Annotated in this window: 11 protein-coding genes and 1 pseudogene; 3 read left to right on the top strand and 9 right to left on the bottom strand. The window is 64.4% G+C overall.

Annotated elements, in window-relative coordinates:
• Positions 1 to 136: 136 nt before the first annotated feature.
• The 3 genes and pseudogenes from QR64_RS06955 (at position 137) to QR64_RS06945 (ending at position 3,256) form a co-directional block, all read left to right on the top strand.
• Positions 137 to 1,210 carry an LLM class flavin-dependent oxidoreductase gene (locus tag QR64_RS06955; protein ID WP_006551092.1) on the top strand — a complete coding sequence of 358 codons (1,074 nt, stop codon included), beginning with the start codon at positions 137 to 139 and terminating at the stop codon, positions 1,208 to 1,210.
• Positions 1,211 to 1,239: 29 nt separating this feature from the next.
• Positions 1,240 to 1,860, top strand: a complete 621-nt coding sequence (locus tag QR64_RS06950; protein ID WP_039584661.1) for a cysteine hydrolase family protein — start codon at positions 1,240 to 1,242, stop codon at positions 1,858 to 1,860.
• A 158-nt stretch (positions 1,861 to 2,018) separates the two neighbouring features.
• Positions 2,019 to 3,256: pseudogene (locus tag QR64_RS06945) on the top strand (IS256 family transposase).
• A 66-nt stretch (positions 3,257 to 3,322) separates the two neighbouring features.
• Here QR64_RS06945 and QR64_RS06940 read toward each other — a convergent pair.
• From QR64_RS06940 to dnaK, 9 genes are read right to left on the bottom strand one after another with little or no spacing between them, the layout of a single operon-like run.
• Positions 3,323 to 3,763, bottom strand: a complete 441-nt coding sequence (locus QR64_RS06940) for a DUF1931 family protein (RefSeq protein ID WP_174556302.1) — start codon at positions 3,761 to 3,763, stop codon at positions 3,323 to 3,325.
• Between the two features lie 13 nt (positions 3,764 to 3,776).
• Positions 3,777 to 5,498 carry an FAD-dependent oxidoreductase gene (locus tag QR64_RS06935; protein WP_039584658.1) on the bottom strand — a complete coding sequence of 574 codons (1,722 nt, stop codon included), beginning with the start codon at positions 5,496 to 5,498 and terminating at the stop codon, positions 3,777 to 3,779.
• Complete coding sequence (locus QR64_RS25655) at positions 5,476 to 5,742, bottom strand: UBP-type zinc finger domain-containing protein (protein WP_072740546.1); 267 nt, start codon at positions 5,740 to 5,742, stop codon at positions 5,476 to 5,478. Before QR64_RS25655 ends, QR64_RS06935 begins: the two co-directional genes overlap by 23 nt.
• The gene (trxA, locus tag QR64_RS06930) at positions 5,739 to 6,191 is read right to left on the bottom strand and encodes a thioredoxin (RefSeq protein WP_033097415.1); all 453 of its coding nucleotides are present in this window, start codon (positions 6,189 to 6,191) and stop codon (positions 5,739 to 5,741) included. The genes QR64_RS25655 and trxA overlap by 4 nt, the downstream gene beginning before the upstream one ends.
• A gap of 14 nt (positions 6,192 to 6,205) precedes the next feature.
• Positions 6,206 to 8,836, bottom strand: a complete 2,631-nt coding sequence (gene clpB / locus QR64_RS06925) for an ATP-dependent chaperone ClpB (RefSeq protein ID WP_039584656.1) — start codon at positions 8,834 to 8,836, stop codon at positions 6,206 to 6,208.
• A complete protein-coding gene (locus QR64_RS06920) occupies positions 8,818 to 9,147 on the bottom strand; it encodes a chaperone modulator CbpM (RefSeq protein WP_039584654.1) in 330 nt (109 codons plus the stop codon). Before QR64_RS06920 ends, clpB begins: the two co-directional genes overlap by 19 nt.
• Positions 9,144 to 10,076 (bottom strand): DnaJ C-terminal domain-containing protein, encoded by a 933-nt coding sequence (locus tag QR64_RS06915; protein WP_039584652.1) that lies wholly within the window; start codon positions 10,074 to 10,076, stop codon positions 9,144 to 9,146. The genes QR64_RS06920 and QR64_RS06915 overlap by 4 nt, the downstream gene beginning before the upstream one ends.
• 5 nt (positions 10,077 to 10,081) lie before the next feature.
• Entirely contained in the window at positions 10,082 to 10,606 is a 525-nt protein-coding gene (locus tag QR64_RS06910; protein WP_039584651.1) for a nucleotide exchange factor GrpE, read from the bottom strand.
• An 8-nt stretch (positions 10,607 to 10,614) separates the two neighbouring features.
• On the bottom strand, positions 10,615 to 12,495 hold the full coding sequence (gene dnaK / locus QR64_RS06905) for a molecular chaperone DnaK (protein WP_039584650.1): 1,881 nt from the start codon (positions 12,493 to 12,495) through the stop codon (positions 10,615 to 10,617).
• Position 12,496: the final 1 nt, after the last annotated feature.

The raw sequence follows: 12,496 nt of genomic DNA, 5'->3' as shown, positions 1-12,496 counted from the left end.
CAGTGGGCAGCATCCCCGATTGCGGAATCCACTCCGGAGGCATGCACACCCGTAGTGAGGCCGTCGGACACATCCCCGCTACGACGGGTAGGACGAGCCAAGTGCACACCCCTGGGCCCCGTGCAAGGAGAAACTTATGGAATTCTGTATCGGCACCTGCGCCAAGATCGACCAGGTCGCGATGGTGAAGCAGGCCGAGGACCTCGGGGTCACTCACTTCGGTGTCGGCGAAGGCCCGTTGCTGTTCTCCGATCCGTACCAGTTCCTCGCCCTGGCTTCGCAGCAGACCACCGGCATCCACCTGGGCACCATGGTCACCAATCCATTGACCCGCATCGCCCCCGTCACCGCGAACTCCATGGCCACTCTCAATGCCCTGGCGCCAGGCCGAACCTTCCTCGGTATCGGTACCGCCAACAACGCGCTGCGTTCCATGGGTAACCGCACCGCGAAGATCTCCGAACTGTCCCACGCCATCGAGGTCTCCCGTGAACTGATGGCAGGCCACCGGGTCAACCACACCTGGCTCGGACAGTCCCGGGAAGTGGAGTTCCTCGACAAAGAAAGTGGCTTCTACAACGTCACCGACCACATCCCGATCTGGGTTGCTGCCGGCGGGCCCCGCGGTCTTGCCGAAGCAGCCAAATACGCCGACGCCGTCGTCTACTGCCTCGGACCGAACATCGACATGATCCAGATGATTCGTAGGCTCCTGGACAAAGCCGTCGCCGATGCAGGACGAGCCCCAGGCTCTGTCAAGCTCGTCTCGTTGTCCTGGTTCTACCAACTCGGCAACGGAGAAACCTGGGAAGACGGCGTCACCAACGGCTTCGGATCCGGACCGATCAGCTCATGCATCACCAACGCCGGACTGATGGACCAACACCGCGACGAACTCGGCGACTCGATCGTCGACGCCTCACTCACCGCCGCCCAGCAATACCTCGGCGACCCGAAATCCGCGGACCAACCGCACTATCTCGACGTCTGGGCGAAGTACCTGCGCGGCCTCGACCCCCGGCACCGTCCGATCATCACCAAGGAACTCGTCGACTACTGGTGCCTGTACGGCTCTCCTGCCGAGCTACGAGAAAAAACAGCCCTGATGCGCGAAGCCGGCGTCGACATCCTTCAAGTCTTCCTGTCCAACCCACGCACAGCCGCCCGCGACATCGACAACATCGGGCATTCGATCCTCGCCCACGTCTGATCCTTCCCCGTTCTGCCCAGGAGATACTGATGGAACTCGACCCGCGTACCACTGCGCTCGTGGCTGTCCACTGTCAAGGCGACGTCGTCGAAGCTACCGGCGCCTTCGCCGACTTCTTCTACCAGCAGGTGACCGAGCGCAAGGTCATCGACCGCATAGCCACGCTCATCACCGCCGCCCGTACCGCCCACACCACGATCGTCTACACCCGGGTCGCATGGAAGCCGGACTTGTCCGATCTCGACGCCAACTCGCCCCTACTCGGCATCGTCGCCCAATCCGGTTGCCTCAAGGAAGGCAGCGAACTCGCCGAGATCATCGAACCCCTCACGCCGCATGATGAGGACACCGTGCTCACTCACCAGCGCATCGGAGCCTTCGCCCGTACCGACCTCGATACCATCCTACGCAGCAAAGGCATCACCACCCTCCTCTTCGCAGGTGTGGCCACAAACGCCTCCGTCGAGGGAACAGCCAGGGTCGCAGGCGATCTCGGATACCGAGTGGTGATCGTCGAGGATGCATGCTCTGCGGCCACTCTCGCAGCGCATCAAGCCAGCATCGACTCCCTCGCGCTACTGGCCGAGATCAGCACCGTCGACGAAGTCCGCGCTGCTTTGGCTACGACGATCACCGGCACCCCGGTTTGACCGCCGACACCAGTTCTCGGGCACAGCGCGTCGATGCCTATCCGCCCTCACATTGCTGATCTCAGACGGGACTGTAAGAACAACGGTGTAACTCTGAAAGGAGATGCACCACCGTGACCGATGTGATTGATCGTGAGGACGAATCGAACTCGGCACCTGTGGGTGTCAGCGATGCCCGGCTGCAGGAACTGGTGGATCAGGCGCGGGCCGAAGGCCTCCAGCTCACCGGCGAGGGCGGGTTGCTGGCGAAGTTGACCAAGCTGGTGGTGGAGTCCGCCCTCGAGGGCGAGATGGACGACCACCTCGGCTACGGCAAGAATGACCCGGCCGGCAGGGGCAGCGGCAACTCCCGCAACGGCAGACGCGCCAAGACCGTGCTGACCGAGGCCGGCCCGGTCGAGCGCGACGTACCCCGGGACCGGGAGTCCTCGTTCGAGCCGAAGATCGTGGCCAAGCGGCAGCGGCGGCTGACCGGGGTGCAGGACATGGTGATCTCGCTGTCGGCCAAGGGACTGACCACCGGTGAGATCTCTGCGCACCTGGCCGAGGTCTACGGCGCCGAGGTGTCCAAGCAGACGATCTCGACGATCACCGAACGGGTGATGGACGGCATGGCCGAGTGGCAGAACCGGCCGCTGGACCCGGTGTATCCGGTGCTGTTCATCGACTGCATCCACGTCAAGATCCGCGACGGCAACGTGGCCAACCGGCCGATCTACGTCGTGATGGGGGTGACTGTGGACGGCACCCGCGACATCCTCGGATTATGGGCCGGCGAGCACGGCGACGGGGAGGGGCGAAGTATTGGCTTCGGGTGTTGTCGGAGCTGAAGAATCGTGGTGTGCAGGATGTGCTGATCGTCGTGTGCGACGGTCTGAAGCATCTGCCCGACTCGATCGGGCAGGTGTGGCCGCAGACCATCGTGCAAACCTGCGTGGTCCACCTCCTCCGCAATACCTACGCCTACGCCTCCCACAAGGACTGGGCCGAGATCGCCAAGGACCTCAAACCGGTGTACACCGCGCCGTCGGAGCAGGCCGCGCTGGACCGGTTCGCCGAGTTCAGCGACAAATGGGAGAAACGCTATCCCGCGATCATCCGGCTCTGGACCAACACCTGGGCCGAGTTCGTGCCGTTCCTGCAGTTCGACAACGCCATCAGACAGGTCATCTACACGACCAACGCCATCGAAAGTGTCAACGCCCGAATCCGCAGGGCCGTCAAGGCCCGCGGTCATTTCCCGACCGAGGCCGCGGCCCTGAAATGCGTGTACCTGGCCATCATGAGCCTCGATCCCAAAGGCACCGCCCGCCAACGCTGGTCCAACCGCTGGAAGGCAGCACTGAACGCCTTCGAGATCACCTTCGACGGACGCCTGTCCGCTGGACGAAAGTAGCTACAGTTCAACCAGTTACACCGTTAACTTGACAGACCCCCATCAGTGCCCGGTCGCTGGCTGGGTTCAGAGGAGTTGATGGAAGATGTCGAGGGTGACGTTCCACTCGGCGGTCCCGGGGTTTTTGCGGTCCGGCTGGATAGTGACGAAAGTGCGCGCCAGCGCCACGCTCAAGCCGCCGGCAATCAGCGGTAGCCGCTGCTCGGTCTCCTCGGAGAGGGCTACGTCCAAGGGCGGTCGGGCCGCCAGTTGGTCGAGCAGAGGTTGAAGTTCGATCTCCTCGTCCAGCTTCTCGAATCGGTCGATGCTCTCCTGCAGCCCCTTGGTGATCGGCAGGTCCCACGGTTCGATCACGTCCCGCAGGTTTGCCTTTGCCGAGGCCTTGCCGATGAGGATCACGTCGTAGATCTTGTCGTCGATGAAATCCGTATAGCGCTTGAGGTCGTTCCGGTCGACGTGCAGTCCAGCCGCTACCCGGAAGAACCGCTGGAATTTCACGGTGCCCATCACTGGCATGTCGTCAGCTCCTCTCGAAGTATTCATGGATTTGGCGAACCGCCATCGCTCCTTCACCGACAGCGGATGCGACCCGTTTCACCGAGCCGCTGCGGACGTCACCCGCCGCGAACAGACCGGGCCGGCTGGTTTCGAGCGTCCTCGACAACCCGGCGCCGATCCGCCGGTCGCCGTCCCCTCGGGCGCGGACCGCGTCCAGGCCCGTGAGTACGAAGCCGTGGTCGTCGAGTGCGATCGCGTCGGCCAGCCACCCGGTATGCGGCATCGCCCCGATGAAGACGAACAGGGCGTGCACCCCGATCGTGTCCTGTTCCCCCGTGCGATTGTCCTCGACCACAATTTCTTCGAGGTACTTCTCACCGTGGACCGTACGAACCTCGGTATTCCGGTGCACGGTGACGCGCGGATGGCGCTCGATCTGGTCGACCAGGTATCGGGACATACTTTTTCCGAGGTCGTCGCCGCGGATGAGCAGGTGAACGTGGGAGACATGGTCGGCGAGGAAGACGGTGGCCTGTCCGGCGGAGTTTCCGCCGCCGACGATAGCCACCGGGTCGGTGCCGCACATCCGCGCTTCCTGATGGGTTGCGGCGTAATACACGCTCGTCCCCTCCAGTGCCTCGATTCCCGGAACCGTCAACTTGCGATATCGCGCCCCGGTGGCGAGCACGAGGGCCCGGCCGCGGATCTCGCCGCCGTCCGCCAGTTGGAGCACATGGTTCCCGGCCTCGGATCCCAAACCGGTCACCTCCGCCGACACGAGAAGGCGGGTACCGAACTTCCCGGCCTGAATCACGGCCCGCTCGGCCAATTCGGCACCGGAGATCCCCGCCGGAAAGCCCAGGTAGTTCTCGATCCGGGAGGAGGTACTGGCCTGGCCGCCCGCGGCGATCGACTCCAGTGTCACCGTGTTCAACCCGTCCGAGGAGCCGTACACGGACGCGGCCAGACCGGCCGGTCCCGCACCCACCACGACGAGGTCGCACACGTCCTGGGCCGCGTCCGGGACCGGGACCGGAAGCCCGACGATGCGGGCTAGTTCCGCATTCGTCGGATTGCGCAGCACCTTCTCGCCGTGCCAGATCACGACGGGAGTATCCTCTGGGGCGACACCCAGGCTGCGCAGCAGCTGCTCCGCCCGTTCGTCCCGCTCCAGATCGATCCACCGGTGGGGCAATCGGTTGCGCATCGCGAACTCCCGAAGCCGCAACGTATCCGGGGAATAGCAGGAGCCGATGATCCGGAACCCCGAACCGAGCCCGATCAGCAGGTGCCGGCGCACCAGGTAGGCCCGCAGGATCAGATCGCTGAGCACAAGATCGTGGGCCACCAGCGCGCGCACCCGCTCGGCCGGGACGACGAGCACCTCGCCGTCCTCGATCACCTCGGCGGTGAAGAACGCCACCTGGCCATCCAGCAGTCCGAGCTCGCCCAGGAAGCGGCCCGGGCCGTGCACGCGCAGTATCCGGCGTTCGCCGTCCACGGCGCCCTCGTCGATGACCGCGACCTTGCCGGAGAGGATGACGAAGAAGTCGTTGCTGGGCGCGCCCTCTCGGATCAGCACCTCGCCGGTGTGAACCGATCGACGCGTGCCGCCGACCTCGAGCGTCGCGACCTGGTCGTCCGTCAGCCGTGGGAAAGCACCTTCCTCGTCCGGAGTCTCGTCGTCGACCGGCGGACTGTCGGGGACGGGTGCGGCGTCCTCAGACGAAGTTCTGGTCGACATAACACCACCGCCAATCCTCGCCGGGTTCCATCGACTGGACGATCGGATGGCCGATGCTGTGGGCGTGCGCGCTCGCGTGCTTACCCGGCGAGGAGTCGCAGCAACCGACGTGTCCGCACGTCAGGCACAGCCTCAGATGCACCCACGGGGTTCCGAGGCGAAGACATTCCTCGCAACCCTGCGGAGTCCGGGGCGCCACGGGCCGGATCGCGATCACATGTGGGTCCGCGTGGGCAAAAGTCATGAGTTCGCCTCATTGCCTGCTTTTTCCGAGAGCGCCTGATCGAGCCATGTGCGCAGCTGGGGTACCGGAGCGGCGCCCGCCTGACGAGCGAGGACCTCACCTCGGTCCATCACCAGCAGCGTCGGTACGGCGCGGACGGTGAACCGTTCGGCCGTCTGGGGTGCAGCATCCACGTCGACCTTGACGAGCTTGATCTGACCTGCGCGTTCTGTGGCGAGCTGCTCGAGCGCGGGGCTGACCATGCGGCACGGAGCGCACCACGTCGCCCAGAGGTCAACGAGTACAGGCACCGAGGATTTCTCGGCGACCTCCGCGAAGTCGCCGTCCCCGGCCGAGGCGATCCAGGGCAGCGGCTCGTGGCAATTTCCGCAGCGGGGTCTCCCGTTCCCGGCCGCCGGTACCCTGTTGACCTTGCCGCAGTGTGGGCACTTCACCGTGTCGGATCTCATGACGACACCCCTTCTCAGGCCGCGATGGCGGGTTCCGTATATGCGACGGACAGTTCGCCGTCATCGACCGTGACATCGATGGTGCCGCCCGGTTCGATTTCGCCGCGCAACAGCGCACGACCTATCCTGGTTTCGACCTCATGGGCGATATACCTGCGCAGGGGTCGTGCACCGTAGACCGGGTCGAAACCGTGTTCGGCGATGAGCCGGCGTGCTTCCGGTGTGATATTCAAGTGTATCTGTCTCTCTGACAATCTGTTCCGAAGGTCGGTGAGTTGTAGCTCGACGATATGTTCGATCTGGGGCAGTGTGAGCGGGGTGAACAACACGATGTCGTCGATCCGGTTGAGGAACTCGGGACGGAAGTGCCCGCGCAGTTCCGCCAGCACCCGCGCCCGGGCGTCCGGCTTGATCTCGCCGTCGGCTGTGACTCCGTCGAGGAGATGCTGGGATCCGATGTTGGAGGTCATGATGATCACCGTGTTCCGGAAATCGACCTGCCTGCCTTGGGAATCGGTGATCCGGCCGTCATCGAGCACCTGTAGAAGGGTATTGAAGACGTCGGCGTGGGCCTTCTCGATCTCGTCGAAGAGCACCACGGAGTACGGCTTGCGGCGCACCGCCTCGGTGAGCTGACCCCCCTCGTCATACCCGACGTACCCGGGGGGTGCACCGATGAGTCTGCTCACCGTGTGCCGTTCCTGGTACTCGCTCATGTCCAGGCGCACCATGTTGTCTTCGCTGTCGAAGAGGGCACTGGCCAGCGTCTTTGCGAGTTCGGTCTTCCCCACACCTGTCGGGCCCAGGAAGATGAACGAACCGATCGGCCGGCGCGGATCGCGGATACCCGACCTTGCTCTGATTACCGCGTCTGCGACCAGTTGCACTGCCTCGTCCTGACCGATGACTCTCTCGTGCAGGATCTCGTCGAGCTTCAACAGTTTCTCCCGCTCGCCTTCCTGCAGTCGAGCGACCGGGATACCCGTCCATGCGGCCACGATCTCGGCGATCTCGTCTTCGGTGACCACCTCGCGCAGCAACGGATTGCGGCCTTGCCTGGTGGCCAATTGCTCCTCCGCCGCCTTGAGTTTGCGTTCGAGCTCGGTGATCTCGCCGTATCGCAGCTCGGCGGCCCGATTGAGGTCGTAATTGCGTTCGGCCTCCTCGGCTTCGTGGCGCAACCGTTCCAGCTCTCCCCGTAGCTCCTGCACCCGACGGATCGCTTGGCGCTCTGCCTCCCACTGCGCGTGCCGGGCGTCGGCCTCGGCCCGCAGATCGGCCAGCTCCTTGCGCAGCTCGTCGAGACGCGCCTTGCTGGCCGCGTCCGTTTCCTTGGACAGCGCGGCCTCCTCGATCTCCAGGCGGGTCACCTTCCGGGTGAGCTCGTCGAGTTCGGCGGGCATCGAATCGATTTCGGTTCGTAGCCGCGCACACGCCTCATCTACCAGATCGATCGCTTTGTCCGGCAGGAAGCGGTCGGTGATGTACCGGTGCGAGAGGGTCACGGCGGCCACCAGTGCGCCGTCCTGGATCTTCACGCCGTGAAACACCTCGAGGCGTTCGCGAAGTCCGCGCAGAATCGAGATTGCATCCTCGGCACTGGGCTCGTCGACGAGAACGGTCTGGAATCGACGCTCCAATGCTGCATCGGATTCGATGTGCTTGCGATACTCGTCGAGAGTGGTGGCACCGATCATGTGCAGTTCGCCGCGGGCGAGCATCGGTTTGAGCATGTTGCCGGCGTCGAGAGATCCCTCGCCGCCGACCGATCCTGCGCCGACGACGGTGTGTAACTCGTCGACGAACAACAGGATGCGCCCCTCGGCCGCTTTCACCTCGGACAGCACCGCCTGCAGCCGTTCCTCGAACTCGCCGCGGTACTTCGCGCCGGCCACCAGGGAACCCATGTCGAGCGAGAAGATCGTTTTGTCGCGTAGGCCCTCGGGCACGTCGCCGCGGACGATCCGCTGGGCGAGGCCCTCGACGATCGCGGTCTTGCCGACGCCGGGGTCGCCGATCAGCACCGGATTGTTCTTCGTTTTCCGGCTCAGGATCTGCGTTACCCTGCGGATTTCGGCGTCTCGCCCGATGACCGGATCGAGTTTGCCTGCTCGGCCCTCGGAGACGAGGTCGCGTCCGTACTTCTCGAGCGCCTCGTACGCACCCTCCGGGGTGGCCGAGGTGACGCGCTGGTTGCCGCGCACTGTGGTCAAGGCGGCGAGGAAGGTCTCTCGTGTGACCCCATGACTGGCGAGGACCCGTCCGGACGCACTGGCCGATCCCTCCTCGGAGAGGGCCATCACGAGATGCTCCACCGACACGTAGGAATCCTTGAGTCGCTTCGCCTCCCGTTCCGCGGCGTCGAGCAGCTTGGCCAGGCGCTGGGTGATCATCACCTGACCGGGCGTCGCGCCGGGGCCGCTGACCTTCGGCCTGCGCGAGAGTTCACGTTCCAGATCGGAGCGTAGGGCGTCGACGTTCGCGCCGGCCTGCTCGAGCAGTCGGGGTACCAGCCCGTCCTGCTGATCGACCAACGCGAGCAGCAGGTGCTCTCCGTCGACCTCGGTGTGACCCATTCTGGTCGCTACGTTCTGGGCTTCCTGCAGGGCTTCTCGTGACCTTTCAGTCAGGCTGCCGGTGTCCATGGGGGTGTCCTCCTTCTGCGGGACGCTGCTTCGAGTTTCTCGATTCGATCCAGCAGATCGAGCACGAGCCCGATTGCCGAGTAGTTCAGGCCTAGACCCGTCCGCAACCGTTGGATGCGGGCAGCGTGGGCCACTGCTGACGGTTCGAACAATATTTCGCCGCCGGGGTCGCGGCGTGCGTCGATCAGGCCGAGAGCCACGAGTTTTCTTGCCAGGTCGGGGTGCAGCCCGGTACGTTCGGCGAAGACATCCAGCGACATTCCGGTACGGCGAACCAATATGTACTGGGTGACCGGGGTGGGGGTGCTCATGGCTGTTTCCTCGGGTCGAAGTTCGATTCGGCGGCCAACTGTTCGAACAGCTCGCGTTCGCGTGCTGTCGGTTTCGATGGCACCATCACCTTGATTTCGGCGTAGAGGTTGCCGTTGGAGCCTCGCGGGTTGGGCATGCCTTCTCCGCGCAGGCGCAGCTTCCTACCTGTCGACGAGCCCGGTACGACTTTGACTTTCGCCTCACCGCCGGGAGTGGGAACGGCGACCGTCGCGCCGAGGGCTGCTTCCCAGGGGGAGACGGGAAGGTCGACGTAGATGTCCCGGCCCTGTACGCGGAACCGGGCATGCGGTTTGATCCGGACCACGAGGTACAGATCCCCGGGCGGTGCGCCGCCGTTGCCTCGGCCCCCTTGCCCGGCCAGCCGGATTCTTTGGCCGTCGAGGACACCGACCGGAATGTCGACGTCGTATCGTCGTCCGTCCAGACGGAGAGTGCGTTTGCCGCCCCGGTACGCCTCTTCCAGGGTCAGTTCCAGTTCCGCTTCCTGATCGGCGCCGGGAATCGGGCCGTACGCGCCACCGCCGCCGAACATCTGTCCGAAGAGGTCCTCGAAGTCGACGCCGCCCTCGCCACCGAAACCTTGACCGAAGTGCACCCTTCTGCCGCCGGCCCCGCCCCCGCCGCCGTACCCACCGCCGCCGTACCCGCCTGCGCCGGCCCGGACCCGTTCGTCGTAGTCCTCGGGTACCCGCCGGAAGTCGTCCCCGAATCGGTCGTAGCGTTTCCGGGTGTCCGGGTCGGACAACACATGGTAGGCCTCATTGATCTCTTTGAACTTGTCTTCCGCAGTGGGGTCTTTGTTGATGTCGGGGTGATATTTGCGGGCAAGTCGGCGGTAGGCCTGCTGGATTTCGTCGGTGTCGGCGCTGCGCGGGACCCCGAGCGCTTCGTAGTAGTCACGCGCCATGGCGCTCACTCCTCAGGTCGGCTGACGACCACGGTGGCGGGACGCAATTGCTGTCCGTTTTCTCCGTAACCTGGCCGCAAGACCTCGATCACGGTCCCGGAGGGAAGGTCGGGTTGGGCCACCACACTGACTACTTCGTGGAGTTCCGGGGTGAACGGCACACCGACCTCGTCGTGGCGCTCGAAGCCGAGCCGTGACAGCACCTGCACCGCCTGATCCCGGATCGCCTTCACACCCTCGACGACGGCCTGAGGATCGCTATCCGCATGGGCCAGCGCGAGCTCCAAGTTGTCCAGGACAGGCAGCCACGCCGCCGATACCCTCGCTGTCTCCGCGGCGCGTTCACGGTCGAGATCTTTGGCATACCGCTTGCGCAGGTTGTCCAGATCTGCGAGTGCTCTGCGCCAGCGGTCCTCGAGTCGAGCCAGCTTGGCTTCGGTATCGGTGTGATCAGGCCTCGTCTCGGTCTGGTCCGTGTCAGTATGGTCGGTAGCCTGCTCGGTCGTCGAATGATCAGCAGATCTGTCCATCAGGTGCCTCAACTCCGATCGAACTCGGCGTCGATCACGTCGTCGTCATCCGACGACGCAGCGTCTCTTCCGCCGGTCTGGTATCCCTCGCCGCCGTTTTGAACCGCTGCAAGCCCGTAGAGCAACTGCTGCAGCTCCGAGGTCAGTGGCTCTACCTCCGAGGGTGGAGCACCGTCTTCTACAGCCTTCCTCGCGTCGGCGATCAACATCTCGGCACGCGCTTTCTCGTGCGGTGGCGCACTGTCACCCAGTTCGGCAAGTCGCCGTTCCACCTGGTAGGCAACCGAATCGAGGGCGTTACGTGCGTCGACCGCCTTGCGCAGCTCCTCGTCCTCACGCCGGTTCCGTTCGGCCTCGGCGAGCATGCGCTCGACCTCGCTCTGGTCGAGGTTGCCCTGTTCGCTGATCGTGATGCTCTGCTCCTTGCCGGTGTCTTTGTCACGGGCGGTGACGTTGAGAATGCCGTTGGCATCGATATCGAATGTGACTTCGACCTGCGCCTCGCCGCGTGGCGCAGGTCGGATGTCTTCCAGCCGGAACCGGCCCAGCACCCGGTTGTCGGCGGCGCGTTCGCGTTCGCCCTGCAGGACTACGACGTCCACGGCGGACTGATTGTCTTCCGCTGTGGAGAACACTTCGCTGCGTCGGGCGGGGATCGTCGTGTTGCGCTCGATGATCTTGGTCATTACCCCGCCCTGCGTCTCGACGCCGAGGGACAGTGGGGTGACGTCGAGCAACAGTACGTCGGAGACCTCACCTTTGAGCACGCCTGCCTGGACCGCGGCACCGAGCGCCACGACCTCGTCCGGGTTGACGCCCATGTGGGGATCCTTACCGCCGGTGAGCCGGCGAACGAGTGCCTGTACCGCCGGAATGCGTGTCGAACCACCGACCAGGATCACCTCGTGGATGTCGTTGGCGGTGATCTTGGCGTCACTCATTGCCTGCTTTACCGGACCGAGGCAGCGTTCCACCAGATCTGCCGTCAGATCCTCGAACTTCGATCGCATGATCGTGGTGGTGAGGTGTTTGGGGCCGTTCGCGTCTGCGGTGACGAAGGGCAGGTTGACCTGGGCTTGAGTTACCGAGGACAACTCGACCTTGGCCTTCTCTGCCGCCTCGAAGAGTCGTTGCAGCGCTTGTGGATCCTTGCGCAGATCGATGTTCTCCGCGCTCTGGAACTCGTCGGCGAGGTAGTCCACCAGGCGCCGGTCGAAATCGTCTCCGCCGAGGTGGGAGTCGCCGGCCGTCGAGCGAACCTCGACTACTCCCTCGCCGACATCGAGCAGGCTCACATCGAACGTGCCGCCGCCGAGGTCGAAGACCAGTACGGTCTCGTGGGTCTGTTTGTCCATGCCGTACGCCAATGCCGCCGCGGTCGGCTCGTTGATGATCCGCAGGACCTCGAGGCCCGCGATCCGGCCGGCGTCCTTGGTGGCGTTGCGCTGCGCGTCGTTGAAGTAGGCCGGAACGGTGATGACCGCTTCCTTGACCTTCTCGCCAAGGAACTTGCTGGCGTCGTCGACGAGTTTGCGCAGCACCAGGGCACTGATCTCCTCTGGTGCGTACTTCTTACCTCGCACGTCGAATCGTGCCTCACCGTTGTCGCCCGGTACGACGTCGAAGCTGACCGCTTTGGCCTCCTCGGAGATCTCGTCGAAATGACGTCCGATGAAGCGTTTCGCCGAGTAGATCGTGCCCTTCGGGTTCAGGATCGCCTGTCGTCGGGCCAGCTGACCCACCAGGCGCTCGCCGCTATCGGTGAATGCCACCACCGACGGCGTCGTCCGCGCACCCTCGACATTGGAGATCACCACCGGTTCGCCGCCTTGCCAGCTTGCGATGACCGAGTTGGTGGTGCCCAAGTCGATGCCTACCGCAGTTGCCATG

Origin of the sequence: Rhodococcus sp. Chr-9 (genome assembly GCF_000801125.1) — a bacterium.
Lineage (GTDB): Bacteria > Actinomycetota > Actinomycetes > Mycobacteriales > Mycobacteriaceae > Rhodococcus > Rhodococcus pyridinivorans.
This window is presented reverse-complemented; position numbering and strand designations above follow the sequence as displayed.